We start from the raw sequence: 26,352 nt of genomic DNA, 5'->3' as shown, positions 1-26,352 counted from the left end.
CAGGCTGGGCGCGCGGGCCCGCCTACTGCCGCAGGACGCAGAGCATCGCCAGCCGGACCGAGGTCGGCGGCGGGGGTGCGCGGGATCGCGGCGGCCCAGCGCCCGACCACGCCTTCGGGGCGAGCGGACCGCCGCCCCGGCGGTGCAGCAGGACCAGCAGGAGCGCGAGCCCCACGCCGGCGGCGAGGACGGCCAGGCACAGGTGCGCCCACAGCTCCTGCCCGCCATGCGGGACGGGGTCTCCCGACGAGGCGGCATCGATCGGCGACGCCGGACGATCAAGCGAGAGGCCCACCGAATGGCCCGGAGAATGGCCTGAAGAATGGCTCGGAGAGTGGCCCGGAGAGTGGCCGTGGTGCCCGCCGGGAAGTCCGGCGACGTGGTGCATGCCGAGCACGCCGAACGCCACGGCGCACAGCAGTGCCCACCGCGCCAGCGTTCCGGCTCCACCTCGCACGCCCTGAACCTAACAGCAGCCGCCCGCACTCCCCGGACTCGGGACATCTGCGGATCAGCTCACCTTCCAGAACCGCATCCACGGCACTAGAGTCGACCACGTGACGAGTTTGCGGATCAGCGACGCCGCCGCCCTGCTCGGGGTCAGCGACGACACCGTGCGCCGGTGGATCGACCAGGGGCGGCTCAACCAGGTGGTGTTGGAGAACGGGCGCAAGGGGGTCGACGGGCGGGAGCTGGCGGCGTTCGCGCAGCGGATGGCGGACGCGCCGGAGTCCGGCGCGTCGGTGGCGGTCTCGGCGCGCAACCGCATGCGGGGGATCGTGACGCGGGTGGTGAAGGACGGGGTCATGGCGCAGGTCGAGCTGCAGGCCGGGCCGTTCCGGATCGTGTCGCTGATGAGCCGGGAGTCCGCCGAGGAACTCGGGCTCGACGTCGGGACCGTGGCTGTCGCGTCGATCAAGTCCACGCACGTCGTCGTCGGCATCCCGGAGGCATGAGAAGCATGCGTCGTCCATCCCTCGTCCTGCTCACCGCGCTGGCGCTCGCGGCGTGCGGCTCCACACCGGACACCCCGCCCCAGGCAGGCCCGCCGCCCGACGGCGCAGCCACCGTCAGCGGCGCGGTCACCGTCTTCGCCGCCGCCTCCCTCACCGAGACCTTCACCGCGCTGGGCGAGGAGTTCGAGGCCGCCAACCCCGGCACGACGGTCACCTTCAACTTCGCGGGCAGCTCCGCCCTGGCCCAGCAGATCACCCAGGGCGCGCCGGTCGACGTCTTCGCCGCCGCCTCCCCCGCCACGATGCAGGTCGCCACCGACGCCGGGAGCATCACCGCCGCGCCGACGGTGTTCGTCCGCAACAAGCTCCAGATCGCCGTCCCCACGGGCAACCCCGCCGGGATCACCGGCCTGGCCGACTTCGCCGACGACGCCAAGGCGATCGCCCTCTGCGCCGAGCAGGTCCCCTGCGGCGCGGCGGCGACGAAGGCCTTCGACGCCGCCGGGGTCACCCCGAAGCCCGACACCCTCGAACAGGACGTCAAGGCCGCCCTCACCAAGGTCCGCCTCGGCGAGGTCGACGCCGCCCTGGTCTACGAGACCGACGTCAAAGCCGCGGGCGCCGACGTCGAGGGCATCGCCTTCCCCGAGGCCGAGCAGGCGATCAACGACTACCCCATCGCGGCGCTGGCCGACGCCCCGAACCCCGCGGGCGCGGACGCCTTCATCGCCTACGTCCTGTCGGAGAAGGGCCGCGCGGCACTCACCGACGCCGGGTTCACCGCCCCGTGAGGGCCCGCGCGCGGGCGGTGCGCGGGCGGCTGCCCGCCGTCCTCGTGCTGCCCGCCGCGCTCGGCCTGGCCTTCCTGCTGGTCCCGCTGGTCGGGCTGCTCGTGCGCGCGCCGTGGTCGACGCTGCCCCAGCAGCTGGCGAGCCCCGCGGTCGGCGAGGCGCTGCGCCTGTCGCTGCTCAGCGCGACGCTGGCCACGCTGATCTGCCTCGTCCTCGGCGTGCCGCTGGCCTGGGTGCTGGCCCGCTCCGGGCTGCGCGGGCGCGGCGTGCTGCGCGCGCTGGTCACCGTGCCGCTGGTGCTGCCGCCGGTGGTCGGCGGGGTCGCGCTGCTGTTCGTGCTCGGCAGGCGCGGGCTCATCGGCCAGCACCTGGACGAGTGGTTCGGGATCTCGCTGCCGTTCACCACCGCCGGGGTCGTGGTGGCCGAGGCGTTCGTGGCGATGCCGTTCCTCGTCATCGCCGTCGAGGGCGCGCTGCGCGGGGCCGACCCGCGCTTCGAGGAGGCCGCGGCCACCCTCGGCGCGTCGCGGTGGCGCACCTTCCGCAGCGTGACGCTGCCATCGATCATGCCGGGCGTGGTCGCGGGCACGGTGCTGTGCTGGGCGCGCGCGCTCGGCGAGTTCGGCGCCACCATCACCTTCGCCGGGAACTTCCCCGGCACGACGACCACCATGCCGCTGGCGGTGTACCTGGCCCTGGAGACCGACCCGGACGCGGCGGTCGTGCTCAGCGTGGTGCTGCTGCTGGTGTCCGTCGGCGTCCTGGTGGGACTGCGCGAGCGCTGGATCACCCGATGACCGTGGAGGGCGACCTGGTCGTGGACCGGGGCCGGTTCCGGCTCGACGCCGCCCTGCGCGTCGAGCCCGGCGAGGTGGTTGCCCTGCTCGGGCCCAACGGCGCGGGCAAGACCACCGCCCTGCGCGCCCTCGCCGGGCTGGTCCCGCTCACCGGGGGCCACCTGCGCGTCGGCGGGGACACCTGGGACGAGCCGCCCGGGGTGTTCGTCGCGCCCGAGCACCGGCCCATCGGCGTGGTGTTCCAGGACTACCTGCTGTTCGCGCACCTGAGCGCGCTGGACAACGTCGCCTTCGGACTGCGCGCCCGCGGCGCGCCCAAGGCCGAGGCACGCGCCCGCGCGGGTGCGTGGCTGGAGCGCGTCGGCCTCGCCGACCTCGCCGGGAGCCGCCCGCGCGCCCTGTCCGGCGGGCAGGCGCAGCGCGTCGCGCTGGCCCGCGCGCTGGCCTCGGACCCGCGCCTGCTGCTGCTGGACGAGCCGCTGGCCGCCCTCGACGCGGGCACCCGGGTGCACGTGCGCGCCGAGCTGCACCGGCACCTGCGCGCCTTCGGCGGCCACACGCTGCTGGTCACCCACGACCCGCTGGACGCGATGGTCCTGGCCGACCGGATCGTGGTCATCGAGGACGGCCGCGTCGCCCAGGAGGGCACCCCGGCCGACGTCGCACGCCGGCCGCGCACGGCCTACGTCGCCGACCTCGTCGGCCTGAACCTCTACCGGGCGCGCGCCGAGGGGACCACGGCCACCCTCGCCGACGGCTCCGCGCTGGTCACCGCCGCCCCCGCCGACGGCGCCGTGCACCTGGCGTTCCCGCCCAGCGCCGTCAGCCTCCACATCGACCGGCCGTCCGGGAGCCCGCGCAACGTCTGGCCGGTCACCGTCGCGGGCATCGAGCAGCACGCCCACAGCGTGCGGGTCCGCCTCGACGGCCGACCGCCCGTGCTGGCCGACGTGACTCCGGCCACCGTCGCCGACCTGCGCATCGCGCCCGGCCAGGCGCTGTGGGCCGCCGTCAAGGCGACCGAGGTCCGTCCATACCGCGCGTGATCGGCGCGACAGGAGTTCACTGGACGCGTGCTAAGGCAGGAACAGGTCAGGCGGGATGTGCAGGGCCAGGTTGACCAGGCTGTGGACCCTGGCCGAGATCGCGGTCAGCAGACCGTGCGCTTCGGGCGCCGCGGAGTCGGCGGCGGCCTGCAGGGCGTGCAGGTCGTCGGTGAGACGGTTGAGGGCCTCGGGCAGGCCGGTCCCGGGGGCGGTGAGCGCGGCGGCGATGTCGTCCAGCGACACGCCGTGCGCCTCCAGCTCGCGGATCAGGGCGATGCGGTCGACGTCGGAGGGTTTGTAGAGGCGGTAGCCGCCGCCACTGCGGTCGGCGGGCATCAGCAGGCCCAGGCGGGTGTAGTGGTCAACCGTCCTGGTGGTGACCCCTGCGTCGGTCGCGAGCTGGCCGATGCGCATGAGCTGGTCGGGCACGATCACCTCCCTCGTCCCCGCAACCATACAGTCGTGCGTGATACTGTCGGAATTATGCAGTTCGGCGACGCTGAGGCGTGTAGTAGCCAGCCGGGTTCGGCCCGGCATCGCAAAGGGCGCGTGCCCTGCCTGGGGGCGGGGGTGACATCGTCGTGCTGATCGTCTTGGGCCTGTTGGCCATCACCCTGCTCACCGTGGCAACGGGCTACTTCGTGGCGCAGGAGTTCGCCTACCTGGCCGTCGACAGAGGCCGGTTGCGCCAACACGCGGAGAACGGCGACAAAGCCGCCGAGCGCGCGTACAAGGTGACAGAGCGCCTGTCGTTCATGCTCTCCGGCGCGCAGTTCGGCATCACCGTGACGGCGCTGCTGGTCGGCTACGTCGCCGAGCCGCTGCTCGGCGAGGGCCTTGCCGAGGTACTGGGCCTGGTCGGCGTGCCCCAGGCGGTGTCGCTGTCCATCGCGATCGTGATCGCGCTGTCCTTCGCCACCTTCGTGCAGATGGTGCTCGGCGAGCTGTTCCCCAAGAACTTCGCCATCGCCGAGCCCGAGCGCCTGGCCCGTGCGCTGAGCCGCTCCACGCTGATCTACCTCAAGATCGCCGGACCGCTCATCAAGTTCTTCGACGCCGCGGCCAACAAGCTGCTGCGCGCCGTCGGCATCGAGCCGGTGGAGGAGCTGCCGCAGGGCGTCACGCCCGAGGACCTGCAGCGCATCATCGACGACTCCGAGGCGGGCGGCCAGCTCGACCCCGAGCTCTCGCAGCTGCTCGACCGGGGCATCGACTTCCGGGCGCTGACCGCGGGCCAGGCCATGACCCCGCGCGTCTCGGTGCACACCATCAGCGCCGACCAGCCCGCCGCCGAGGTGGTGCGCATGATCGACACCGGGCACTCGCGCTTCCCGGTGATCGGTTCCGATGTGGACGACCTCGTCGGGGTCGTCGGCCTGGCCGAGGTGCTGGCCGTCGAGCCGCGGGACCGGGAGAGCACGCCGGTGCGGCAGATCGCCGGGACCGCGGTGCTGGTGCCCGAGTCGCTGCCGCTGCCCGCGGTGCTGGAGCGGCTGCGCGCCGAGCGCAGGCAGATGGCCTGCGTGCTGGACGAGTTCGGCGGGTTCGCGGGCGTCATCTCGCTGGAGGACCTGGCCGAGGAGCTGGTCGGCGAGATCCACGACGAGGACGACGCCATCCGGCCGGAGATCGAACGCGCCGAGGAAGGCGTCTGGACGGTGCCCGCGCGCATGCGCATCGATGAGATCGCCGACGCCACCGGCGTGCCCCTGTCCGAGCACGACATGTACGAGACGGTGTCCGGCCTCGTGCTGCACGAGCTGGGCCGGACCGCCCAGGTCGGCGACGTCGTCCGGGTCGCGCTGCCGCGCACCGCCGAGGACGGCGACGACGAGCTGCCCGACCGCGTCCGCTACGCGGTGGTCGAGGTCACCGAGGTCCAGCGGCACGTGCCGAACGCCGTCCGGCTGTCCACAATGGATGAGACGGTGGCCGAGGCGCGCGCCCACGGTGTGGAGGTGTCCCGATGAGCATCGGCTGGGCACTGATCATCTCGTTGCTGCTGCTGGTGGCCAACGCGTTCTTCGTCGCCGCGGAGTTCGCGCTCACCGCGGCCAAGCGCTACCGCCTCGAGGACGACGCCGCCCGCGGCAGCCGCGCCGCGCGCGCGGCCATCGCGGGCATCGACGAGCTGTCGGTCATGCTGGCGGGCGCGCAGCTGGGCATCACGCTGTGCACCCTGGGCCTCGGCGCGCTGGCCAAGCCCGCCGTCGCCGAGCTGACCGACCCGCTGTTCCTGGCGATGGGCCTGCCCACCGGCCTGAGCTACGGCATCGCGTTCACCATCAGCCTCGTGGTCGTGGTCTTCCTGCACATGGTCGTCGGCGAGATGGCCCCGAAGTCCTGGGCGATCGCGCACCCGGAGACCTCGGCGCGCATGCTGGCGCTGCCGTTCCGCTGGTTCACCACCGCCGTGCGCTGGCTGCTGAGCTGGCTCAACCAGATCGCCAACGCGATGCTGCGCGCGGTCAAGGTCAATCCGGTCGACGCCCTCTCGCAGGGCTACGGCGCCGACGACCTGCGCATGCTCGTGCGCCAGTCCGGTGAGCACGGCACCCTCCCCGAGGGCCAGCAGCGGCTGCTGACCCGCATGCTCGCGCTGCAGAACACCACGATCGAGCAGGTCATGGTGCCGCGCGCGGAGATGATCACGGTGGAGGAGTCGTGCACCGCCCGCGAGGTGGAGGAGAACAGCCACCGCTGCGGCCGCTCCCGCTTCCCCGTGGTCGACGCCGCGAACCGGGTGACCGGGCTGATCCACATCCGCGACGCCATGCGGTCGGTCGCCGCGGGCGACACCGCGACCCCGGCCCGCGTCCTGAAGTCCGAGGTGCTCATGCTCCCGGCGACCGAGACCGTGCACACCGCGGTCACCACGATGCGCGCCCACCGCTCGCAGCTGGCGCTGGTCACCGACGAGGCGGGCGACGTCATCGGCCTCGCCGCCCTGGAGGACCTGCTCGAAGAGCTGATCGGCGAGTTCGACGACGAGACCGACACCCCGGCGGTCCGCGTCTGACCCCGCTCGGCCCGACCTGACCCCACCCACCCCCTGGCCCGCGCCCAGCGGGCCAGGGCTCACCCCTACCCCACTGAGAGGACTCTCCGTGTTCAAGCGCATGCTCTCCGCCTTCGGTGTCGGCGGGCCCACCGTCGACACCGTGCTCGACTCGCCGACGGCGATGCCCGGCCAGGTCGTCACCGGGCGCGTCAGCATCCAGGGCGGCAGCAACGACGCGGCCATCGACCAGATCGTGCTCTCCCTGGTGACCCGCGCCGAGCTGGAGCACGGCGGCGGCGAGGCGCACGGCGTCGCCGAGTTCCACCGGGTCGTCGTGCAGCAGGGGGTGCGGGTCGCGGCCAACCAGCGCCTCGACATCCCGTTCCAGCTGCCGCTGCCGTGGGAGACCCCGATCACCGCGGTCGGCAACTCGCCGCTGCCCGGCATGACTGTCGGCGTGCGCACCGAGCTGGTCATCTCCGGCGCCCCCGACAAGGGCGACCTCGATCCGCTGATGATCGTCCCGCTGCCCTCGCAGAACAGCGTGCTCGACGCGTTCGGGCAGCTCGGGTTCAGCTTCCGCTCCGCGGACGTCGAGGTGGGCCGCATCCACGGGGTGCCGCAGCGGCTGAACCTGTTCCAGGAGATCGAGTTCTTCCCGCCCGGCCAGTACCAGGGCCGGATCTCGCAGGTCGAGCTGACCTTCGTCACCACGCCCGAGGAGGTGTGGGTGGTGTTGGAGGCCGACCGCCGACGCGGCTTCCTGCAGTCCGGCGGCGACGCGTTCGGCCGCTTCCAGGTGGCGCACGCGGAGTCCGAGCGCACCGACTGGGCCCCGATGATCGACGGCTGGCTGGCCCAGGTCGCCGACCGCGGCGGCAACGCGGCCTTCGGCGGCGGGATGAACCCCGCCTTCGGCGGCCAGCCCGCGAACCCGGCTTTCGGCGGCCAGCAGGGATACGGCCAGCAGGGATACGGGCAGCCCGGTTACGGGCAGCAGGGCTACGGCCAGCCCGGTTACGCCCAGCACGGCCACTACGACCAGCACCACGGCCAGCGGCGCGGTCCCGGCATGGGCGGCATCGTCGCCGGTGCGGCGGCGGGCGCCATCGGCGGCATGATCATCGGTGACATGATCAGCGACTCGTTCGACGGTGGCGACGAGGGCGGCGACGACGGCGGCGAGGAGTAGCCGACACCCCGCTGGACAGTGAGACCCGCCTCCATCCGCCGCCACTGGTGGATCGGGGCGGGTCTCGCGCTGTCAGCGGGCGTCGTCCACCGCGACGGCGGGAACCCCGGGGCCGCGGCCGTCGACCTTCTGGGGGACACCTGTCCCGGGAAGTATCCGTGGAACGCAGGAACTTTCTTGCGCGCGTCCGCTCTGTCCGCCGGTGTGGCCGCAGCGACGGTGGGCACCGCGTCCCCAGCGGCGGGAGCGGCATCGGCGGCAAGCCCGCTGCGGGTGCAGGTCCTGCCGGTGGAGGTGCTGGGCCTGGCGGGCAGGACGACCGGCGGCGCGATCCGCACGACGCTGGTCGGCGCGGCCTTCCTGCGCCGCCTGGCCGCCGCGGACGCGCCGCCGGTCGGCATCTGCACGGGACGATGGTGCTGTCCGCCGCCAGGCTGACCCGCGGGCGCAACGCCACCACGCACAGCGGCGCGAAGGCCGACCTCGCCGCGCGGGGCACGACCGTCATCGACGCCCGTGTGGTGGACGACGGCGACCTCATCACCGGTGCGGGTATCACCTCGGGCCTGGAGGTGGCGCTGTGGCTGGTCGAGCGCTTCGTCGGCGCCCAGGCGGCCCAGCCCGCGGAGAACGTCCTTGAGTACGAGCGGGGCGGCACCGTCTGGCGGAGCTGAGCGGGTGTCCGAAGTGGTCGGCGGAATACCGGACCGGGTGGCCCTGGCCGACATGGCGCGCGCCGAGCGGTGTGCGGTGCGACCATGGACGCGGCAGCCCGGCCGTTCCTATCGTCGTCGGGACACGACCGCTGGTGATCGGAGCACGCATGCCCGCCGCGACCCCGGACCCCGACTGGCTGAGCGACCGCAGGCAAGCCGCCGCGTACGCCCACTACCACCTGCACACCGATTCCGCAGGCCCGGACCCGGCCGAGTTCGGCGCGATCTGGGCCAACATGCGGCGCGGCAACCGCGTCGGCGAGCTGCGGGAGCTGCCTCGGCTCGCCGACGCGTTCGCCGACTGGGCCGCCGAGCACGGTGTCGTCCTGCCGGGTCCCCCGCGGCCCTTCGTCCCGCGACCCGCCGATCGGCGCCACCACAGCGTTCCGGTGTAGACGGTCCGGCGACCCTCGTGTCGCCCGGTTTCTTTCCCACCGGATACAACCGGCAGACAACCTCCGTCGTCGCCACGCGTCTCACCATGTGTAGGACGAACCGAAGAAGGAGGAACCGTGCAGGGCCGACGCTCCCTTGTGCTGATCCCGGTGGCCGCCGCGTGCGCGCTCCTCGCCGCGTGCGGGCAGACCCCGGCAGCGCAGAGCCCGACCACGACCACCGGTCCGCCCCCCACAACCGCGGTGACCACCAGCGCGACAACCAGCGCCGCGGCGACCACCACCACCACCACCGAGAGCGGTGGCGGTGTCGAGCCGGTGGACTGCGGCGAGATCAAGGTCAACCCCAGCTCCACGCACCACCTCATCGCCCAGCCGACGGCCGGGGGCCGGGTCGGCTGCACCGAGGCGTTCACCGTCATCGACGAATACCTGAACCTGCCGCCGGACAAGAAGGCCGAAGGCTCCCTCGGCAACGTCGATGTCTCCAACGGCTGGTCGTGCACCACCGACGACGGCGAGACCGCCGCGATCAGCTGCGTGAAGGGCGAGGGCGACCAGGAGTTCGCCTTCACCACCACACCCTGATCACCGCGTCTGATCACCGCCGGGCCCGGGTGAGCGCACCGCCACCCGGGCTTCGGCGGGTCAGGAGGTGTGGTGAACCTCCTGCAGGCGGTACACCGGCGTCTCGATGCCCTCGTAGCGCGCTTTCAGTTGCAGCGCCAGGTAGAGCGAGTAGTGCCGGGACTGGTGCAGGTTGCCGCCGTGGAACCACAGCGCCTCCTGGCGGGTGGGCTTCCACATGTTGCGCTGCTCGCCCTCCCACGGGCCGGGGTCCTTGGTGGTGTCCGAGCCCAGGCCCCACACCTTGCCGACCCGGTCGGCGACCTCCTGGCTGATCAGGTCGGCCGCCCAGCCGTTCATCGAGCCGTAGCCGGTGGCGAAGACGACCAGGTCGGCGGGCAGCTCGGTGCCGTCGGCGAGCACCACGGCGTCTTCGGTGAGGCGCACGACCTGGCCGTGGGCGAGCTTCACCTCGCCGTCGGCCACCAGCCCGGCGGCGCCGACGTCGATGTAGTAGCCCGAGCCGCGGCGCAGGTACTTCATGAACAGGCCGGAGCCGTCGTCGCCCCAGTCGAGCCGGAAGCCCGCGCGCTCCAGGCGGTCGTAGAAGTCCTTGTCGCGCTCGGCCATCCGCTCGTACAGCGGGATCTGGAACTGGTGCATGATCCGGTACGGCAGCGAGGCGAAGACCAGGTCCGCCTTCTCGGTGGTCATGCCCGCGGCCACCGCTTCCTCCGAGTACAGCGCGCCGAGGCCGATCTCCATCAGGCTGTCGCTGCGCACGATGTGGGTCGATGAGCGCTGCACCATGGTGACGTCGGCGTCGTTCTCCCACAGCGCGCCGCAGATGTCGAAGGCGGAGTTGTTGCTGCCGATGACCACCGCCCGCTTGCCCGCGTAGGTGTCGGGGCCGGGGTGGGCCGAGGAGTGGTGGACGTCGCCGCGGAAGACGTCGGCGCCGGGGATGTCCGGGATGTTCGGCTTGCCGGACATCCCGGTCGCCAGCACGACGTGCCGGGGGCGCAGGGTCAACGGGGTGCCCTCGCGCTCGACCTCGACGGTCCACTCCCCCGCTTCGGCGGAGTAGGTGGCGGAGTTCGCGACGGTCGAGGACCAGTACGGGACCTCCATCACCGCGACGTAGGACTCCAGCCAGTCGCCGATCTTGTCCTTCGGGGCGAACACCGGCCAGTTGTCGGGGAACTTCAGATAGGGCAGGTGGTCGTACCAGACCGGGTCGTGCAGGCAGAGCGACTTGTAGCGCTTGCGCCACTGGTCGCCGGGGCGGGCGTGCTTGTCGACCACGAGCGCGGGCACGCCGAGCTGGCGCAGCCGGGCCCCCAGCGCGATGCCGCCCTGCCCGCCGCCGATGACCAGCACGTAGGGCTGCTCGGCGACGCCGAGCGCCTCGGCCTCCCGCGCGCGCCGCTCCGCCCAGGTGGTGCGCTCCTTGCTCGCGCCGTGGACCACGCCCCTCGGCCTGCGCCCGCCGCACGGCTCCTCGTGGCCCTTCAGCTCGTACAGGGTGGTCAGGAAGGTCCAGGCGCGGTCCTCGCCGTCCTCCGAGACCAGCCGCAGCAGACCGCGGCCACGGCCGACGGCGGTCTCGAAGCCGAACCACGCGGTGACCACCCCGTCGGCTTCCTCGGCGTCGCCCTCGCGCTGGAACGCCTCGGGGCGGGTGCGGGCCAGGGTGTCGCCGAGCAGGTCGCGCACGCCGTCGGGGTGCTCGACCGTGGTCAGGTTCCAGGAGAAGGCGATCAGGTCGCGCCAGTAGCTCTCGGCGGCGAAGAGCGCGGCGGCGCTTTCCACCCCGCCCGCGGCCACGGCCTCGGAGAAGGCCGCGAGCCAGGCGTCGGCGCGGGCCGACGCCGTCGCCGCGCCAGTCGGACGTTCCAGGGTTCCGGTCATCGTTGCCCTCCCACACGTTTCCGTTCAGCGGAGTGAACCTCCCGCCCCGAACGGGCGACAACCGTTGCACGATGTTGCTTGTGGCGCGGGTCACGACGCGCCGCCTATGCTGGCTGGGGCGGCAGGAGGCTGCGGGTGAAGAGGGCTGACGGCGCCGCGGCGGTGCTGCCGGGCACCGATCTCGCGCGGCACTCGAAGGTGCTGCACCGCGCGCACGACGCGGTGATGAGCGGCGGCACTCCCCCGTCCGACGTGCGCGCCCTGGTGACGCGGTCCTGGTCGCGCGTGCTCGGTTTCGGCCTCGACCCCGGCAAGCCCAACGGCCGCGACGGTGTGCCCCGCGACGAGCTGGAGCGCCGCCGCGCGGGCTCACCGCTGGCCCTGGTGGTCGACGAGCTGCGCGCGGTGCTGAGCAGCGTCGCGGACGCCTCGCACTTCATCAGCGTCGTCACCGACGCCGACGGGGTCATCCTCTGGCGCGAGGGCGCGGCCGGGGTGCTGCTGCGCGCGGACTCCCTCGGGTTCGCCGAGGGCGCGACATGGACCGAGGACCACGTCGGCACCAACGCCATCGGCACCGCGCTGGCCGAGCGGGCCCCGGTGCAGCTCTTCGCCGCCGAGCACTTCGAGCTGGGCCAGCACCCCTGGTACTGCACGGCGGCCCCGGTGCACGACCCGCGCACGGGCGCGCTGCTCGGCGTGGTCGACGTCAGCGGCCCGGCCATGACCCTGCACCCGGCGATCGGCGCGCTGATCCAGACGGCGACGCGGCTGGCCGAGTCCCGGCTGTGGTTCCACCACCGACACCGGCTGGACCGCCTGCGCGCGGGCACCGAGCACCTGGTGGGCTCCGGTCCGCTGCTGGTGGTGGACGACGACGGCTGGGTCGCCCACCACAGCGGTGTCGCGGCGCGCGAGCGCGTCGCCGCCCCGGTCGCCGGCCGCCCGGTCGCGGTGGCGGGCATCGGCCTGTGCGAGGCGGAGCGAGTGCCCGGCGGCTGGCTGATCCGGCCCGCGGGCGGGCGCGGCCCGGTGCGCGCGGTGCTCTCGACCGAGGCAGGCGCCGCCGTGCTGTCGGTCGACTCCGGCGAGCGCGGGTGGCGCACCGGCCTCTCACCCCGGCACGCCGAGGTGCTGCGCGCCCTGCACCGGGCCGGATCGGCGGGCCTGACGGCGGCCGAGCTGAGCGGGCGGCTGTACGGGGACGACGACCACCAGGTGACGGTGCGCGCGGAGATCAGCAGGCTGCGCCGGGTCGTCGGCGCGCTGGTGGCCACCGGGCCCTACCGGATCGGACCGGGCGTCGACCTGACCATCTCGGACTGACAGGTCCGCCATGCCGTCCCGCTCCCGACGTCACCCCGCTCGGGCGAGCTGGTTTCGCGCCCACCCCTGGCTCGCCCAACGCTGGTGACCGGAGGTCGGCCGCAGCTGACCGCGCACGCACCGCGAACGTCGGTGCCGACCGCTACCCCGTTTTCCCCGCAACTGTCACACGATCGGGGGAGCTGTCACCACCGCCCGCCCCTCTAGCATCGGACGGTGCCTCCGACCTCCCCCGCCGACCGACCCACGGGGTGAGACCTCAACCCACTCCCACACCCTTCACGGCACCGCGAAGGACCGCTGTCCCCTGCCGCCATCGAGCGGGGCCGCGGTGACCGAGGGGTTCCCGGAGTGGTCGGAACTGTTGCCGATCGGAGTGCTGCTGGTCGACGGCGACGGGTTGGTCGTCGCCGCCAACCCGGCGTTCGGGCGGATGCTCGATGGCGTTGACGCGGTCGGCAGGCACGTCGCCGCGCTCGGCGCGCGCGACCGGGACCAGCGGGCGCTGCGGGGTGCCGTCGGCAAGGCGGTGACCGTGGAGAACCTGGAGCTGGGCGCGGCGCGCAGGGCCGCTCGGCTCACCACCGCGCCCGGCGGGGAGCGCGGCACCACGTTCATGGTCGAGGACGTCCACGAGCTGCAGGAGCTGCGGACCACCTTCCAGCACCAGGCGCTGCACGACCCGATGACCGGGCTGCCCAACAGCGCGCACTTCCGGTCCAAACTGGAGTCGATCGTCGCCAACCGCCGGTCGGGCCGGATCGCGGTGCTGGTGCTGGACGTCGACGGGTTCAAGGTGGTCAGCGACGGCCTCGGCGCCGAGGACGCCGACGAGGTGCTGCGCGGGGTCGCCGACACGCTGCGGGAGACGTTCTCCGCGCACGACGCGTTCGTGGCGCGGCTCTTCGGCGACGGGTTCGCCGTGGCGCTGGAGGGCGAGTTCGGCACGCCGTACGTCACCGCGCTCGCCGAGCAGGCCATCGCCGACCTGGCGCGGCCCGTCCCGGTCGGCGGGATCGGGGTCGGGGTCAGCGCCAGCGTCGGGATCGCCGTCGCCGACGCGCGGACGACCGGGCACGCCGAGCTGATGCGCTCCGGCGAGGTCGCCCTGCACCGGGCCAAGGAACTCGGCAAGGCGCAGTGGGTGCTGTTCAACCCGGAGACCAGCAAGTCCGACCGCGACCGCTACCGGCTGGCCTGCGGCATCGCGGGGGCCCTGCACGCGGGCGAGATCGGCGTCGCCTACCAGCCGCACGTGGTGCTCCCCGACGCCCAGATCGTCACCTCCATCAGCGTCTCGCTGCGCTGGCGGCACCCCGAGCTCGGCGAACTGCGCTCCGAGGAGTTCTCCCCGCTGGCCGAGACGACCGGGATGACGGTGGCGCTCGGCAGGCACCTGCTGGCCGAGGCGCTGCGCACCGGGGCGGACTGGCGGGCGCGCTTCGGCGACGACGCGCCGATGGTCTGCCTGACCCTGCCGCGCCGGATGGCCATCGACGGCGATCTCGTCGGCATCGTCCGCACCGAGCTGGACCGCCACGGCCTGGAGCCCAGGCACCTCATGCTGTGCGCGGACGGACCATCCCTGGTGGACGCCCGCGGCGACCTGATCGAGTCGATCAGCCACCTGGCCCGCCTCGGCGTCGTGTTCATCATGCACGTCACCGGGATGTCCGAGCTGGAGCTGATCCCCGCGCTGGGCGTGCCCGCGCCCGGCGTCATGCTCACCGGCCCCCTGGTAGCCGCCGCGAGCACCGCCGGCGACGCGCCCGCCCAGCGCCACATCCGCCACATCGTGGAGCGGGCCGCGGAGCTGGGCATCGCCGTCGGGGCCCGCGGCATCGGCTCGCAGGAGCACGCCCGCGCGCTCTTCGACCTCGGCGTCGTCGTCGGGGCAGGTCCTTATCTGCCCGAGTACGCGACCGCCGAGGAAGCCGAGACCTGGGTCGGCCGCGTGTACCCGATGGGCTGACGAATTCACCCGTCACCATTCTCCACGCAATTAGCCATGCCTTACCTAAACTAGGTTAGGCATGGCTTATCCCCAGGTTGCGGGCTTGCGCACCCAATGCGAGGGTCGATTCCGCGATAGGGAAATCGACCCACAAGGAGCGCGTCATGACGATGATGGAAATGCCCGCGGTGAATGAATGCACGGTCACGAAGTGTTCGTACAACCACGACGGCTGCCACGCGTACGCGATCACCGTCAGCGGGATCAACGGCTCGGCCGACTGCGGGACGTTCGTGCCGCTGCAGGCCAAGGGCGGGCTGCCGAAGGTCGTCGCCCAGGTGGGCGCCTGCTCGCGCGCGGACTGCGCGTTCAACTCCGACCTGGAGTGCCACGCCTCCGGGGTGCGGATCGGCCCCGGTGAGGGTGACCACGCCGCAAACTGCCTGACCTACCAGCCCGACTAGGACGCCGCCCAGTACAGCAGCAGGCCGTAGGCGGCGAGCAGCGCGGCGCACGCGATGGCGTGCGCCCGCCAGCGGCGGACGATGATCGCCACGACCTCGCGTAGGAAGGCGCTGGGCAGAAAGTACAGCGCGGTCCGGGAGCCGACGACGTCGATGGGCAGTCCGAGGTCCCGGGCCAGGACCGCCGTCCGCAGCGCGTGGTAGTTGCTGGTCACCGCCATGGCCCGGCCCGCTCGCCCCTGCTCGCGGGCCACCTCGGTGCCCAGGCGCAGGTTCTCCTCGGTCGTGCGGGCCTTGTCCTCCACGGCGATCGCCGCGTCGGGGACGCCGGCCTCCACCAGGTACTCGCGCATCGCCTCGGCCTCCGAGCGCGGCTCGTCCGGTCCCTGGCCGCCGGAGACCACCAGCAGCGGCGACTCCCCCTCCCCCCGGAACACCGCCGCCGCCCGGTCCAGCCTGCCCGCCAGCAGCGGGGACACGGCCCCCTTGACCAGACCGGCCCCGCACACGATCACCGCCTCGTAGCCGCCCACGCGGCCAAGCCGTCCGTACACGAAGGCGTAGACCAGCAGGCTGACGAGGATGAACCCGGCGTATGCCGACAGGATCACCACCGCGCCCGCGACGGCCACCACCCAGTCGAGCCCGCCGCGCAGCGCGAGCAGGAAGACCGCGTCCACGGCGATGATCGCCACCCCGGCCAGCAGCGACAGCAGATTGGCCAGGCGCCTGCCTTCGCGGCGCACCATCACCACGCCGTTGCCGATCAGGACCAGCGGCAGCACGAGGCCCACGCCCAGCACCACGGCCAGGACCGCGAAGCCGATGACGTCGGCGATCGGCCCGCTGGCCGTCGCGATCGCCCACAGCCCGAGCAGCACCAGCAGCAGGCCGAGCCAGACCGCGTTGCGCACGCTCCGCGGGTCCCGCTTGAACCCGAACACGAACAGCACGGCGGGGATGACCGCGAGCACTCCATACAACACCAGAAGACCGTACGGGGATCATGCCGGTTCCGCCTGTTCACGGTGTCCGAAGGGGACCGCGGTGGACCGCGATCGCGCTCAGCAGCGCCATCAGGCCCGCCGCGGCGATGGCGGTCCCGGCGGTCGCCACCTCGGCGAGCCCGCCCCACACCACCGGCCCGATGCCCTGCGCCGTCATGAGTCCGGCCGACAGCAGCGCGAACGCCTGGCCGCGCCGCCGCTCGGGCACCGCGTCGCGGAAGGCCGCCGCCAGGCCGAGGGTGTAGGCGAACCCGGCGCCGCTGGCCGCCAGCAGCAGACACGCCACGACCACCGGCAGGTCGACGGCGAACCCGAGCAGCGGCACCCCGAGCAGCGCCACCAGCGGCGCGACGGAGCGCTCGCGCCGCGCGGGGGTCATCAGCCGGCCGACGGCCACCTCGCCGACGATCATGCCGACCGGCACGCAGGCGATCATGATCCCGGCGGTGCCCGGCGAGAGCCCGCCGCCGAGCGCGTAGGGCAGGACCAGGCTCTCCGCGCCGACGGCGAACGCGGGTGGCAGCCACTGCGCCCACAGCAGCGCCCTGGTCCTGCGCTCCCCCAGCAGTTCCCGCGCCCCGGCGATCCCCTGCCGCACCACCGACCCGGTCTCGCCCGCGACAGGCACCTCCGGCATGAGGAACCAGACCGCGGCCGCGGCGGCGAGCAGGCAGCCCGCGCTGATCAGCAGCGCGTTCGCCGAGCCGGCGGCGGCCACCACGAGCCCGCCGAAGGCCAGGCCCGCGACCTGGGCGAAGGACATCGCCATCGACATCAGCGAGCGGCCGAGCACGTAGGCGTCGCCGTCGAGGACATCGGCCATCAGCCGCCCGGTCGTTCCGTTGAAGGCCGGCGCGAAGCAGCCGATGGCGGTCACCACGGCCAGCGCCGCCCAGGTCGGCGCCGCGACCAGGCCGAGCACGCCGGTCGCCGCGCCGGTGGCCGCGTAGCCCGCGGCGATCATCAGGCGCGGGCGGACCCGGTCGGCGAGCGGGCCGAGCAGCACGCCGGTGAAGGCCTGCGGCACGAACGCCAGCCCGAACGCGAGCGCGGCCAGCCACGCCGAGCCGGTGCTGGTGAAGATCGCCGTCGACAGGGCGACGGTGCGCAGCACGTCGGCGGAGATCGCCAGAGACCTGGTGAAGAACAGCTCCCGGAACACCGGACGGGTCAGCACGTGGCCGAAAGTCGCGCGTGGGGTCACCGCGCCAGCGTGGCGCGGTGGCGGACGGGCGCCCAGAGATTCGCTCCTGGGCGTAAGGTCGGGCGGTGCTGCGCTTCCTGGCGACCGCCGACGACATCGCCGCGAGCCGCTTCGCCCTCTCCCCGCTGTTCGAGCTGGGCGGCCTGCTGCGCAAGCTGACGGGACTGGACCGCGCGGGCCTGCCCGCAGGCTGGCTCGACCGCCTGCGCCCGGAGTTCACCCGGCTGCGCGCCGAGACCGAGCTCGACGCCGTGCTGGCGCTGTTCTCCCGCCACCACGGCGCGGGCTTCATCACGCCGCCGCCCCTCGGGCTCGCCCAGACCATCGGCGACGACCTGGCGGCCGTGCGCGCCACCCCGCTGCGCCAGGCCCGCGCCGAGATCGCCGAGAGCCTGGCCAACCGCCCCTGCGCGGACCCGCGCGCGCTGGCCGTCCTGCGCGCCCGAGACGTGGTCCCCCGGCTCGCCGGGGTGCTGGAGGTGGCGTGGCGCTCGCTGCTGGCCGAGGACTGGCCGCGGCTGCGGGTGATCTGCGAGCGCGACGTGGTGCACCGGGCCGGCCTGCTCGGCCGGGCGGGCTGGGCGGCCGCGATCGACGGGCTCGACCGGCGCACCCGCTGGCGCGCCGGGGCGATCGAGATCCGCCTCGACTCCCGCCGCCGCGCCGCCGTGGCCCTCGACGGGGCGGGGCTGCTGCTGGTCCCGTCGGTGTTCGTGTGGCCGAACGTCGCCGCGTTCGTGGACCCGCCGTGGCCCAAGGCGATGGTCTACTCCGCCCGCGGTGTCGCGGGCCTCTGGGAGCCCCCCGCGGCCAGTCCCGGCGCCCTGGACGCCCTCATCGGCCGGTCCAGGGCCCGCCTGCTGGTCGAGCTGGAGACCCCGTCGAGCACCACCCAGCTGGCCCGCGCGCTGGGCATGTCCCCCGGCGCGGTCGGCGACCACCTGTCCGTCCTGCGCGAGGCGGGCATGGCCGACCGGCACCGCAGCGGCCGTTCCGTGCTCTACCACCGCACCCCGCTCGGGGACGCCGTCGTGGCGTCTGCCTAGGGTTGGCGCTCGTGATCAGCGCGGAGTTAGCCACCCCCGGCCTTCCCGACGTGCGCTTCCGCGTCGAGGGCGGTGTGCGCAGGCCGATGCTGCTGTGGCAGTGGGACCGCGACGTGCGGGTGGTGTCGTCGGCGGCCTGGGGCGGTGGCGCGGGCGCGCGGCGGTGGGTCCTCAACGCCGAAGTCGACGTGGACTATGACCGCGATCCCGTTCCGCACCTGGCCGAGATCGCGACCGGGGCCGGGCTCGTGCCCGGCACCGGTGTCGGGCTGATGACCGCCGCCGCGGTGGACCGCTACCAGGTGGGCCGCGACGGCGGCGCCTGGTGCGCGGCGACGGTCGGGATCTCGCACCCCACCCTGGCCGCCGCCCCCGACGCGCCCGCCCCGGCGGCAGGGACGATCAACCTGGTGTGCTGGGTCCCCGCGCCGATGTGCGACGCGGCCCTGGTAAACCTCGTGATCACCGCGACGGAGGCCAAAGTGCAGGCGCTGAACGACAGCGGGATCCAGGCCACCGGGACGGCCACCGACGCCGTCGCCGTGTGCTGCCCGGTCCCGCTCCCGGACTCCGCCCCGCAGTCCTACGGCGGCCCCCGCTCGCGCTGGGGCGCGCCACTGGCCCGCGCGGTGCACTCGGCGGTCGCGGCGGGGACGCGGGACTGGCTCAGGCGGGGATGACGTCACCTTCCAGCGCCGCCAAGCGGGTGTCGATCAACGACAGAACGGGCTCGCGGGCGGCGTGCCGGGCTTCGTAGTCCCGCACCTCCCGCAGCCGGGCGGCGTCCAATCTGCGCAACCGGTACTCCAGGATGCCGATCGGCAGGTGGTCATAACCTGGTTCGAGCGGGTTCCCCTCATCAGTCACGGTTGCCTGGTACCCAGCCGGTTCCCCCGCCAAACGCGTCTCTCGGCACAGACACCCGGATGATCCCGGCCGTCCCTCGGGCGGCCCCGTCGGGTGGCTCCTCAGGTAACCGTCGTGGCGACGGACACGGCGACGGCGGCGCTCGACGCGGCGATCGCGGCGGCCGTGCGGGTCACGGCGGTGCCGACCGCCGAGGCGCCCCAACTGCCCTCCTCCAACTCCTTCGCCCGCCGATGGACCGCACCGGACCACGCCAGCGGTGGCCGCAACATCGGCAGCGCGCCGCTGCCCGACAGCAGACCGATCAGCGCCGCCGTGCGGGCGTCGGGCTCCGCGCCCTCCTCCAGCACCGCCTTGACGCCCCGGCGCACCTCGGCCTCGTGCCCGGTGTCGTCGGCGGGCAGCTGGGTCACCTTGAACAGCCCGAGGACGCGCTTCTTCTCCCGCCGGATCAACCCCCGCTCCACGAGCCGCTCGACCAGCTGCTCCCACAGCCCGCTGCCGATGTCGAGGATGAGCGGTTGGACCCGTCGCGGCTTCTCGGCGATCCGGTCGTAGGCGGCCTGCAGCAGCGGGTCGGACAGCGGGCCGTCCCCGGCCACCCGCACCTCCGGACCACTGAGCCTCGATCCGCCCTCGGCTTCCACTCTGCCCGACAACGCCAGCTCGACCAGCACGGCGCCGCCGAGGGTGTAGTAGAGGGTGCCCGCCGCCGCGGGGGTGCCGGTCTCGTCGTCGAGGAGCAGCAGGAGCAGGTCCTCCACGATCAGCGTCTCCGCCCGCATCCCGTCGCTTCCCGCCTGCGCACGTCCCGCCACGCCGCTCCCCACCGCGTGAGCCTCCACGGCACTGCTCCTCACTGCATCGGTTCCCATGGTCGTCTTTCGGTTAGAGCCAGTCGTGCTCGCGCGCGTAGCGCGCGGCCTCGTGGCGGGTGCGTGTCTGGGTCTTCTGCATGGCGTTGGACAGGTAGTTGCGGACGGTGCCCGCAGCGAGGTGCAGCTGGACGGCGATGTCGGCCACCGAGTAGCCGTCGCGGGTGGCCCGCAGGACGTCGATCTCGCGGTCGGTGAGCGGGCAGTCGTCCACCACGGCCCGGGCGGACACGTCCGGGTCGATCCACCGCCTGCCCTCGTGCAGCGCCTTGATCACGGCCGTGATGTGCGCGGGCTCGGCCGACTTGCTCACGAACCCCTGCACGCCCAGCTTCAGCGCCTTGCGCAGGACGCCCGGCTTGGCGTGCCTGGTCAGCATGAGGACCACCTGCTCGGGGCGCTGCCTGCGGATCTCGGCCACCGCGCCGAGCCCGTCGGTGCCGGGCATCTCCAGGTCGATGACGAGCACGTCGGGCCGGTGCCGCGCCACGGCGGCGACGGCGGCGTCACCGTCCTGCGCCTCGGCCAGCACGGTGATCTCCCCCTCCATCGGGAGCAGAGACGCCAGCGCCTTGCGGAGGAGGGCTTCGTCGTCGGCGAGCACGACCGTCGTCATGGTCCGTCCTTTCGGTCGCCGCGGCGCGGGAACTCGGCCGCCGTCGTGAAGTGCCCGTCCTCCTGCTTCACCGTAAGCACGCCGCCGTCTTCGGCCACTCGGTGCTTGAGGGTCGCCAGGCCGCGCAGCTCGGGCGGCCGGTCGGCGGCGCCGTCGTTGGTGATGGCGATGCCGCCGCCGGACAGGCTGATCCGCACGTGGCCCGCCTGCGCGTGGCGCAGGATGTTCGTGGTGGTCTCCCGCAGGACCTGGCCGAGCATCTCGCCGGTGTGGACGTCCACTTCGCCGTCGCGCTCGACCCGCACCGCGATACCCGCGGCCTCGAACAGGTTCTTGGCGTTCTCGACCTCCGCGGCCAGGTTCAGCCTGCGCTGCGCGTAGGCGAGTTCCTTCGTCTGGGTGATGGTCTGGGTGACCAGCTCGTGGATCTCCCGCAGCTCGGCTCGCGCGCGTTCGGCGTCGGCGTGCACCAGCTTCTCGGCCAGGGCGGTCTTCAGCTTGACCACGTGCAGCGTGTGGCCCTGGATGTCGTGCAGGTCGCTCGCGAAGCGGACGCGCTCGCGGTAGACGGCCAGGTCGGCCTCGCGCTCGCGGGCCTCCTCCAGCTCACCGATCAGGTTGTAGAACAGCTGGTTGGCGAACATGAGCCCGGTCGCCATGACCAGGACGATCGTGGGCACCACCAGGTAGGTGATCACGTCCCCGGGCAGCTCGGCGCGCGGCAGCAGCAGCCGCAGCGCCCCCACGCCGCTGACGAAGCCCACCAGCGCGAGGGCGGCGAGCAGGCGGCGGCGGGCCAGCCGCGGCACGGCGATGGGCCCGACGATGGAGATGCCGAAGAAGGCCGAGTGGCTGTCGGAGGCCAGCGCGCCGAACACCCACACGCCCGCGGAGACGATCAGGCAGGCGACGGTGACGCGGGCGTCCTCGTCGGCCGTCCAGCGCTCGATGACCAGCAGCCCCGCCGCCGAGCCCGCGGCCAGGACAACGGCCTCCCACCAGGTTTCGGCGTCCACGACGATCAAGAACACGCCGACCGCCGCCATCGGCGGGATCAGCACGGTGAGGTTGAGCCCGCGCAGGGTCCTCTTCACCGACTCGGTGCGCTCGGTCAGCGTGGCGGCCACGTTCGCTGGTCCTCACGGGTCGTCGGGTGCGGGCCCGACCAGTATTCGGGCGACGTGGCGCAGCCGCCAGTGACGCGGTGTCATGCTTTCACCCCAAGGGATGTCATCGCGACGACATGACACCACCGCACTGCCGACACCCGCCCTGTCCTGGTGTCATCTCAGGCATGACCTCGACTCCCGTCATCGACGTCGACCGCCTCAACCTGGCGTACGGCGACTTCCGCGCCGTGCGGGACCTCTCCTTCCAGGTCCACCGCGGCGAGCTTTACGCACTGCTCGGCACCAACGGCGCGGGCAAGACCTCGACGCTGGAGGTGGTCGAAGGGCACCGCGTCGCCACCTCCGGCTCCGTGCGCGTGTTCGGCAAGAGCCCGCGGGACCGCAAGTCGGTGCGGCCCAGGATGGGCATCATGCTCCAGGAGAGCGGCTTCACCCCGGACCTGACGGTCGCGGAGTCCGTGCGCCTGATCGGCGCGCTCACCCGTCGGGAGGACCGCGCCGACCGCGTGCTGTCCATCGTCGACCTCACCCGCAAGGCGAGCACCCGGGTGTCGCAGCTCTCCGGCGGCGAGAAGCGGCGACTGGACTTCGCCACCGCGATCTACGGCTCCCCCGAGCTGGTCTTCCTGGACGAGCCGACGACCGGTTTGGACATCCAGTCCCGCGACGCCCTGTGGAACGCGGTGGACAGGTTGCGCGAGGACGGCAGCACCATCGTCCTCACCACGCACTACCTCGAAGAGGCCCAGCAGCGCGCGGACCGCATCGGCCTGATGCACCAGGGCGCCTTCCACCGGGAGGGCACGGTCGCCGAGCTGACCAAGACCCTGCCCGCCACCATCCGCTTCACCCTGCCCCCGGGGTCGGCCGCGCCCCCGCTGCCCGCGTCGTCGGCGGACGGCGTCTTCGTCATCGAGACCTTCGCCCTGCAGAAGGACCTGCACACGCTGCTGGGCTGGGCCCAGGACCACGCCGTCGAACTGCGCGGCCTCGAAGCGGGCCCCACGCGGCTGGACGACGTCTTCCGCGCCATCGGCAGCGCCTGACCCTCCCCGAAACTCCTACGCGGTAAGGACTCCACCATGCTCGCCATCGCGCGCAGCGAACTCGCCCAGATCTTCCGCAACCGGCTGGTGCTGGTCACCAGCCTGATCATGCCCGCGGCGGTCAGCGCGTACTTCATCTACCAGCACGAGACCTTCGCCAAGGTGGGCAGCCTCGGCTACATCGCCGCCGTGGTGCTGTTCCTGGTGGGGGCGTTCGGCCTCTACGCCACCTCGGTGACCACACTGGCCTCCCGCCGCCAGAACCTCTTCCTCAAGCGCCTGCGCTCCACCGCGGCCAGCGACGCGGGCATCCTCACCGGACTCCTGCTCCCGGTGACGGCGCTGGCGGTGGCCCAGGTCGTGGTGATCCTGATCGTCCTGGCCTCGGTCACCAGCAGCCCGGCCGACGTGCCCATGCTCGCCGCCGCGGTCGCCGCGACCCTGGCCATGATGGTCGGCCTCGCCCTCGCCACCGCGGGCCTGACCAACTCCCCCGAGCACGCGCAGGTCACCACGCTGCCGGTCAGCCTCGGTGTCATCGGTGTGTCCAGCTGGGTCGGCATCACCGGCACCGAGGAGCTGGCCACCCTCAAGCGGCTCCTGCCCGGCGGCGCCGCCACCGAGCTGATCGTCGACTCCTGGAACGGCGGCGCCCCGGTGTCGGACTCCCTCGTCCTGCTCGTGCCCACCCTGGCCTGGGTCGTCGTAGCCATCGCCCTGGCCACCCGCCTCTTCCGCTGGGAGCCCCGCCGCTGAGACGACCGTGAGATGACCCTGAGACGGCGGTTGCGGCCGGTGAACGCCAGTGATTTCACCGATGCGGATGGCCCACTCCGGTTGCGAAGGTCGGAGCAGTCCCATCAGCGCAGATCCCGACGAAGGAGTACGACGCCGTGCGCCGAGTCATCCCTGCAGCACTGGCCAGCCTCGCCCTGGCCGCCGGTGTGGTCGCCGGAACCGCCCACGCGGCGGACAACCCCTACGAGCGCGGTCCCGCCCCGACCGAGTCCCTGATCGAGTCCTCCCGCGGCCCGTTCGACACCGCGTCGACCAGCGTGTCGCGCCTGGTCGTGACCGGCTTCGGCGGGGCCACGATCTACTACCCGACCACCACCAGCGCGGGCACGTTCGGCGCGGTGGCGATCTCCCCCGGCTTCACCGCCAGCCAGTCGAGCCTGGCCTGGCTGGGCCCGCGCCTGGCCTCGCACGGCTTCGTCACGATGATCATCGACACCAACTCGATCTACGACCAGCCGTCCTCGCGCGGCACCCAGCTCCTCGCCGCCCTGGACTACCTGACGCAGCGCAGCTCGGTCCGCTCGCGGGTCGACGCGTCGCGGCTCGCCGTCGCCGGGCACTCCATGGGCGGTGGCGGCAGCCTGGCGGCCGCCGCGACCCGCACCAGCCTGAAGGCGGCGATCCCGATCGCGCCGTGGAACACCGACAAGACCTGGAGCACCGTCGTGACGCCGACCTTCATCATCGGCGGCGAGAACGACTCGGTGGCCCCGGTCAGCTCGCACGCCGAGCCGTTCTACACCTCGCTGTCGCGGGCCCGCGACCGCGCCTACATGGAGCTCGACGGCGCCAGCCACTTCTTCCCGCAGACCTCCAACACCACCATGGCCAAGTACACGATCAGCTGGCTCAAGCGGTTCGTCGACGACGACACCCGCTACGACCAGTTCCTGTGCCCGGCCCCCGACGACCGCGCCATCCAGGAGTACCGCAACAGCTGCCCGCACTCCTGATCACCTGCCCCGGGAGCCCGGACCGTGTCCCTCGGTCCGGGCTTCCGGCCTGCCATCCGGCCAGACGGCCGGGTCATCCGGGTCACCGTGCGGTTGACCACCCGCCGGACTGGGTATGTTGACCCGGTTGCCCCGCGGGAAGGACCGGAGCCGATGGACGCCAGCGCCGACAGCGAGCCCTCCGGGGTCCCACTCGCCGAACCGTCAGCCGCGCTGGTGCACGAGGTGGCCGCCGCGGCCGTGCAGGTCTCGATCCTGCGCCGCGCGCTCGCCCGCTGGGTCGCCGACCTGGGCGTTCCCGAGACGACGGCAGAGGACATCGTGCTCGCCGCGGGCGAGGCCATGGCGAACGTGGTCGACCACGCCTACCCCGACGACCCGCACGGCACGATGACGCTCACCGCCGAACTGGAGCCCGGCTTCCTGACCATCACCGTCACCGACACCGGCCAGTGGAGCGACGCGCCCCCGCAGCCCCACCGCGGCCGCGGCAGCCAGATCATGCGCGCCGTCGCCCCGGAGGCGGCCATCACCAGCACCCTGGCGGGCACCACGGTCCGCATGACGTGGCCGTGGACGCGCGTGGAAGCGGACTGAGAGCCGCGACGGGCCCCACACCGGCCCTCCGCATGGTGTGCCCGTGTGCGGGTACCCGAAGTCCATGACCGCCGTAACGACCGATGTCCGGCTGCTGTCCATCTACCTGGAGGACCACCACGCCCTGCTGGGGGCCGTGCTGGCGCGTGCGGGGCGGCTGGTCGCCTCGGACAGCCACCTGCCCGGCGGCACGGCGCTGCGGGAGATCCGCGACGTGCTGACCGACGACCGCGAGGCGCTGCGCGCGCTGATGGACACCCTGGGCAGCACCCCGAGCGCGGCGAAGTCCCTGCTGGCGGGCGTGGCCGAGCGGCTGGGCAGGCTCAAGCCGAACGGCAGGCTGCTGGAGCGCTCACCGCTGAGCCGGGTGGTGGAGCTGGACGCGCTGCGCGCCGCGGTGCAGGACGACGCGGCGCTCTGGCGGGTTCTGGGCGCCATCGCCGAGACCGACGACCGGATCAGCGCCGCTGACGCCGCGGCGCGCACGAGCCGCGCGCAGCGGCAGGCGCAGACCGTGGAGCGGCTGCGCGTGGCCGCCGCCGTCGCCGCGCTGGGCGGGCGGGAAGCCGCCTCGGCGCACCGCCGCTGACCAGGCGGGTCAGCCGACGGAGGCGAGCGCGGCGGCGCGTGTCGGGTGGTCGCCGACGAGGTGGCGGAGCCCGACGAGTTCCAGCGTGCGGCGGACGAACGGGCCGCAGGCCACGGCGAACCCGCGGTCGAGTTCGCGCGCCTGGTCCCCCGCGAGCAGCACGGCCTGCACTCCCGCCGAGCCGCAGAAGGTGACGTCGGACAGGTCGAGCACGACCCCGGCTCCGGGGGGCGCCTCGGCGATGGCCGCCATCAGCCGCTCGTTCAGCCGGGGCGCGGTGGCGCTGTCCAGTTCCCCGCGCACCGCGAGGACCGCGCAGCGTTTGGTGTTCTCCACGAGGACGTCGAGGCGTCCGGGGACAAATGGCTTCAGCATGGTGCCTCCCTTGCGGGTAGGACACGCGCTACAGAGCAACACCGGGGCAGTTCCCCGACAGAGGATGACCTCCACAACGAGCATCAAGAGCCGTACTCCCGCTCTCAGGGTAGTCCTGTTCCAGGCAGAACCC

At 73.2% G+C, this 26,352-nt stretch carries 31 protein-coding genes; 21 read left to right on the top strand and 10 right to left on the bottom strand.

From position 1 onward, the window contains the following. Positions 1-22: 22 nt before the first annotated feature. Entirely contained in the window at positions 23-295 is a 273-nt protein-coding gene (locus ACFPM7_RS28985; protein ID WP_378251014.1) for a hypothetical protein, read from the bottom strand. 262 nt (positions 296-557) lie between these two features. On the opposite strand from ACFPM7_RS28985, the gene ACFPM7_RS28980 reads away from it, so the two are divergent. Genes ACFPM7_RS28980 through ACFPM7_RS28965 form a run of 4 tightly spaced genes read left to right on the top strand, consistent with a single transcriptional unit; the run spans position 558 to position 3,590 of the window. Further along, entirely contained in the window at positions 558-956 is a 399-nt protein-coding gene (locus ACFPM7_RS28980; protein ID WP_378251013.1) for a TOBE domain-containing protein, read from the top strand. A gap of 5 nt (positions 957-961) precedes the next feature. Next, complete coding sequence (modA, locus tag ACFPM7_RS28975) at positions 962-1,747, top strand: molybdate ABC transporter substrate-binding protein (RefSeq protein WP_378251061.1); 786 nt, start codon at positions 962-964, stop codon at positions 1,745-1,747. Next, positions 1,744-2,544 (top strand): molybdate ABC transporter permease subunit, encoded by an 801-nt coding sequence (modB, locus tag ACFPM7_RS28970; RefSeq protein ID WP_378251012.1) that lies wholly within the window; start codon positions 1,744-1,746, stop codon positions 2,542-2,544. The genes modA and modB overlap by 4 nt, the downstream gene beginning before the upstream one ends. Next, positions 2,541-3,590, top strand: a complete 1,050-nt coding sequence (locus ACFPM7_RS28965; RefSeq protein ID WP_378251011.1) for an ABC transporter ATP-binding protein — start codon at positions 2,541-2,543, stop codon at positions 3,588-3,590. The genes modB and ACFPM7_RS28965 overlap by 4 nt, the downstream gene beginning before the upstream one ends. Positions 3,591-3,620: 30 nt before the next feature. Here the strand turns inward: ACFPM7_RS28965 and ACFPM7_RS28960 are convergent, their stop codons facing one another. Further along, positions 3,621-4,019 carry a helix-turn-helix domain-containing protein gene (locus tag ACFPM7_RS28960; RefSeq protein WP_378251010.1) on the bottom strand — a complete coding sequence of 133 codons (399 nt, stop codon included), beginning with the start codon at positions 4,017-4,019 and terminating at the stop codon, positions 3,621-3,623. 152 nt (positions 4,020-4,171) lie between these two features. Between ACFPM7_RS28960 and ACFPM7_RS28955 the strand changes: the two genes are divergently transcribed. From ACFPM7_RS28955 to ACFPM7_RS28925, 7 genes are all read left to right on the top strand, one after another. Continuing rightward, positions 4,172-5,560 (top strand): hemolysin family protein, encoded by a 1,389-nt coding sequence (locus ACFPM7_RS28955; RefSeq protein ID WP_378251009.1) that lies wholly within the window; start codon positions 4,172-4,174, stop codon positions 5,558-5,560. Continuing rightward, positions 5,557-6,609, top strand: coding sequence for a hemolysin family protein (locus tag ACFPM7_RS28950; protein ID WP_378251008.1), 1,053 nt, complete (start codon positions 5,557-5,559; stop codon positions 6,607-6,609). Before ACFPM7_RS28955 ends, ACFPM7_RS28950 begins: the two co-directional genes overlap by 4 nt. Before the next feature lie 88 nt (positions 6,610-6,697). Then, positions 6,698-7,783 (top strand): sporulation protein, encoded by a 1,086-nt coding sequence (locus ACFPM7_RS28945; protein ID WP_378251007.1) that lies wholly within the window; start codon positions 6,698-6,700, stop codon positions 7,781-7,783. 204 nt (positions 7,784-7,987) lie between these two features. Continuing rightward, on the top strand, positions 7,988-8,221 hold the full coding sequence (locus ACFPM7_RS28940; RefSeq protein ID WP_378251006.1) for a hypothetical protein: 234 nt from the start codon (positions 7,988-7,990) through the stop codon (positions 8,219-8,221). Then, a complete protein-coding gene (locus ACFPM7_RS28935) occupies positions 8,197-8,457 on the top strand; it encodes a DJ-1/PfpI family protein (RefSeq protein WP_378251005.1) in 261 nt (86 codons plus the stop codon). Before ACFPM7_RS28940 ends, ACFPM7_RS28935 begins: the two co-directional genes overlap by 25 nt. A 149-nt stretch (positions 8,458-8,606) precedes the next feature. Beyond that, positions 8,607-8,894 carry a hypothetical protein gene (locus ACFPM7_RS28930; RefSeq protein WP_378251004.1) on the top strand — a complete coding sequence of 96 codons (288 nt, stop codon included), beginning with the start codon at positions 8,607-8,609 and terminating at the stop codon, positions 8,892-8,894. Between the two features lie 117 nt (positions 8,895-9,011). Continuing rightward, on the top strand, positions 9,012-9,482 hold the full coding sequence (locus ACFPM7_RS28925) for a hypothetical protein (protein WP_378251003.1): 471 nt from the start codon (positions 9,012-9,014) through the stop codon (positions 9,480-9,482). A gap of 60 nt (positions 9,483-9,542) precedes the next feature. On the opposite strand, the gene ACFPM7_RS28920 is transcribed toward ACFPM7_RS28925, so the two are convergent. After that, a complete protein-coding gene (locus ACFPM7_RS28920) occupies positions 9,543-11,372 on the bottom strand; it encodes a flavin-containing monooxygenase (RefSeq protein ID WP_378251002.1) in 1,830 nt (609 codons plus the stop codon). A 135-nt stretch (positions 11,373-11,507) separates the two neighbouring features. Here ACFPM7_RS28920 and ACFPM7_RS28915 point away from each other — a divergent pair, with 135 nt between their 5' ends. The 3 genes from ACFPM7_RS28915 (at position 11,508) to ACFPM7_RS28905 (ending at position 15,116) form a co-directional block, all read left to right on the top strand. Next, entirely contained in the window at positions 11,508-12,698 is a 1,191-nt protein-coding gene (locus ACFPM7_RS28915) for a sigma-54-dependent transcriptional regulator family protein (RefSeq protein WP_378251001.1), read from the top strand. Positions 12,699-13,029: 331 nt separating this feature from the next. After that, complete coding sequence (locus ACFPM7_RS28910; protein ID WP_378250999.1) at positions 13,030-14,670, top strand: diguanylate cyclase domain-containing protein; 1,641 nt, start codon at positions 13,030-13,032, stop codon at positions 14,668-14,670. A gap of 146 nt (positions 14,671-14,816) precedes the next feature. Next, entirely contained in the window at positions 14,817-15,116 is a 300-nt protein-coding gene (locus ACFPM7_RS28905) for a DUF1540 domain-containing protein (protein WP_378250998.1), read from the top strand. Here the strand turns inward: ACFPM7_RS28905 and ACFPM7_RS28900 are convergent. Continuing rightward, positions 15,113-16,102, bottom strand: a complete 990-nt coding sequence (locus ACFPM7_RS28900; protein ID WP_378250997.1) for a YdcF family protein — start codon at positions 16,100-16,102, stop codon at positions 15,113-15,115. The genes ACFPM7_RS28905 and ACFPM7_RS28900 overlap by 4 nt on opposite strands. A 37-nt stretch (positions 16,103-16,139) precedes the next feature. Beyond that, positions 16,140-17,327, bottom strand: a complete 1,188-nt coding sequence (locus ACFPM7_RS28895) for an MFS transporter (RefSeq protein ID WP_378250996.1) — start codon at positions 17,325-17,327, stop codon at positions 16,140-16,142. A gap of 65 nt (positions 17,328-17,392) precedes the next feature. On the opposite strand from ACFPM7_RS28895, the gene ACFPM7_RS28890 reads away from it, so the two are divergent. Both ACFPM7_RS28890 and ACFPM7_RS28885 read left to right on the top strand, forming a co-directional pair. After that, positions 17,393-18,373 carry a DUF5937 family protein gene (locus ACFPM7_RS28890; protein ID WP_378250995.1) on the top strand — a complete coding sequence of 327 codons (981 nt, stop codon included), beginning with the start codon at positions 17,393-17,395 and terminating at the stop codon, positions 18,371-18,373. Between the two features lie 11 nt (positions 18,374-18,384). After that, complete coding sequence (locus ACFPM7_RS28885) at positions 18,385-19,053, top strand: adenosylcobinamide amidohydrolase (RefSeq protein ID WP_378250994.1); 669 nt, start codon at positions 18,385-18,387, stop codon at positions 19,051-19,053. On the opposite strand, the gene ACFPM7_RS28880 is transcribed toward ACFPM7_RS28885, so the two are convergent. From ACFPM7_RS28880 to ACFPM7_RS28865, 4 genes are all read right to left on the bottom strand, one after another. Beyond that, positions 19,040-19,240 (bottom strand): DUF8129 domain-containing protein, encoded by a 201-nt coding sequence (locus tag ACFPM7_RS28880; protein ID WP_378250993.1) that lies wholly within the window; start codon positions 19,238-19,240, stop codon positions 19,040-19,042. The genes ACFPM7_RS28885 and ACFPM7_RS28880 overlap by 14 nt on opposite strands. A 101-nt stretch (positions 19,241-19,341) precedes the next feature. Next, on the bottom strand, positions 19,342-20,058 hold the full coding sequence (locus tag ACFPM7_RS28875; protein WP_378250992.1) for a GOLPH3/VPS74 family protein: 717 nt from the start codon (positions 20,056-20,058) through the stop codon (positions 19,342-19,344). A gap of 70 nt (positions 20,059-20,128) precedes the next feature. Next, positions 20,129-20,731: a response regulator transcription factor gene (locus tag ACFPM7_RS28870; RefSeq protein WP_378250991.1), complete on the bottom strand. Its 603-nt coding sequence runs from the start codon at positions 20,729-20,731 to the stop codon at positions 20,129-20,131. Next, positions 20,728-21,858 (bottom strand): sensor histidine kinase, encoded by a 1,131-nt coding sequence (locus ACFPM7_RS28865; protein ID WP_378250990.1) that lies wholly within the window; start codon positions 21,856-21,858, stop codon positions 20,728-20,730. Before ACFPM7_RS28865 ends, ACFPM7_RS28870 begins: the two co-directional genes overlap by 4 nt. A 167-nt stretch (positions 21,859-22,025) precedes the next feature. Here ACFPM7_RS28865 and ACFPM7_RS28860 point away from each other — a divergent pair, with 167 nt between their 5' ends. From ACFPM7_RS28860 to ACFPM7_RS28840, 5 genes are all read left to right on the top strand, one after another. Beyond that, positions 22,026-22,907, top strand: coding sequence for an ABC transporter ATP-binding protein (locus ACFPM7_RS28860; RefSeq protein ID WP_378250989.1), 882 nt, complete (start codon positions 22,026-22,028; stop codon positions 22,905-22,907). A gap of 36 nt (positions 22,908-22,943) precedes the next feature. Continuing rightward, positions 22,944-23,663: an ABC transporter permease gene (locus ACFPM7_RS28855; protein WP_378250988.1), complete on the top strand. Its 720-nt coding sequence runs from the start codon at positions 22,944-22,946 to the stop codon at positions 23,661-23,663. A gap of 137 nt (positions 23,664-23,800) precedes the next feature. Continuing rightward, on the top strand, positions 23,801-24,658 hold the full coding sequence (locus ACFPM7_RS28850) for an alpha/beta hydrolase family protein (protein ID WP_378250987.1): 858 nt from the start codon (positions 23,801-23,803) through the stop codon (positions 24,656-24,658). A 153-nt stretch (positions 24,659-24,811) separates the two neighbouring features. Then, a complete protein-coding gene (locus ACFPM7_RS28845) occupies positions 24,812-25,255 on the top strand; it encodes an ATP-binding protein (RefSeq protein WP_378250986.1) in 444 nt (147 codons plus the stop codon). A gap of 64 nt (positions 25,256-25,319) precedes the next feature. Then, the gene (locus ACFPM7_RS28840; RefSeq protein ID WP_378250985.1) at positions 25,320-25,844 is read left to right on the top strand and encodes a hypothetical protein; all 525 of its coding nucleotides are present in this window, start codon (positions 25,320-25,322) and stop codon (positions 25,842-25,844) included. A gap of 9 nt (positions 25,845-25,853) precedes the next feature. Here ACFPM7_RS28840 and ACFPM7_RS28835 read toward each other — a convergent pair whose 3' ends face one another. Then, complete coding sequence (locus ACFPM7_RS28835; protein ID WP_378250984.1) at positions 25,854-26,219, bottom strand: STAS domain-containing protein; 366 nt, start codon at positions 26,217-26,219, stop codon at positions 25,854-25,856. Positions 26,220-26,352: the final 133 nt, after the last annotated feature.

The sequence above is a fragment of the Actinokineospora guangxiensis genome, from assembly GCF_042657845.1.
Classification (GTDB): domain Bacteria; phylum Actinomycetota; class Actinomycetes; order Mycobacteriales; family Pseudonocardiaceae; genus Actinokineospora; species Actinokineospora guangxiensis.
The sequence above is the reverse complement of the archived record's forward strand: the minus strand, read 5'-3'. Positions and strand labels throughout refer to the sequence as shown.

Bases quoted from the DNA above. Each gene is read 5' to 3' on its own strand.
- modA (WP_378251061.1), top strand. From the start codon at position 962: ATGCGTCGTCCATCCCTCGTCCTGCTCACCGCGCTGGCGCTCGCGGCG.
- ACFPM7_RS28965 (WP_378251011.1), top strand. From the start codon at position 2,541: ATGACCGTGGAGGGCGACCTGGTCGTGGACCGGGGCCGGTTCCGGCTC.
- ACFPM7_RS28950 (WP_378251008.1), top strand. From the start codon at position 5,557: ATGAGCATCGGCTGGGCACTGATCATCTCGTTGCTGCTGCTGGTGGCC.
- ACFPM7_RS28935 (WP_378251005.1), top strand. From the start codon at position 8,197: ATGGTGCTGTCCGCCGCCAGGCTGACCCGCGGGCGCAACGCCACCACG.
- ACFPM7_RS28930 (WP_378251004.1), top strand. From the start codon at position 8,607: ATGCCCGCCGCGACCCCGGACCCCGACTGGCTGAGCGACCGCAGGCAA.
- ACFPM7_RS28920 (WP_378251002.1), bottom strand. From the start codon at position 11,372: ATGACCGGAACCCTGGAACGTCCGACTGGCGCGGCGACGGCGTCGGCC.
- ACFPM7_RS28905 (WP_378250998.1), top strand. From the start codon at position 14,817: ATGACGATGATGGAAATGCCCGCGGTGAATGAATGCACGGTCACGAAG.
- ACFPM7_RS28870 (WP_378250991.1), bottom strand. From the start codon at position 20,731: ATGACGACGGTCGTGCTCGCCGACGACGAAGCCCTCCTCCGCAAGGCG.
- ACFPM7_RS28860 (WP_378250989.1), top strand. From the start codon at position 22,026: ATGACCTCGACTCCCGTCATCGACGTCGACCGCCTCAACCTGGCGTAC.
- ACFPM7_RS28855 (WP_378250988.1), top strand. From the start codon at position 22,944: ATGCTCGCCATCGCGCGCAGCGAACTCGCCCAGATCTTCCGCAACCGG.
- ACFPM7_RS28845 (WP_378250986.1), top strand. From the start codon at position 24,812: ATGGACGCCAGCGCCGACAGCGAGCCCTCCGGGGTCCCACTCGCCGAA.
- ACFPM7_RS28840 (WP_378250985.1), top strand. From the start codon at position 25,320: ATGACCGCCGTAACGACCGATGTCCGGCTGCTGTCCATCTACCTGGAG.
- ACFPM7_RS28835 (WP_378250984.1), bottom strand. From the start codon at position 26,219: ATGCTGAAGCCATTTGTCCCCGGACGCCTCGACGTCCTCGTGGAGAAC.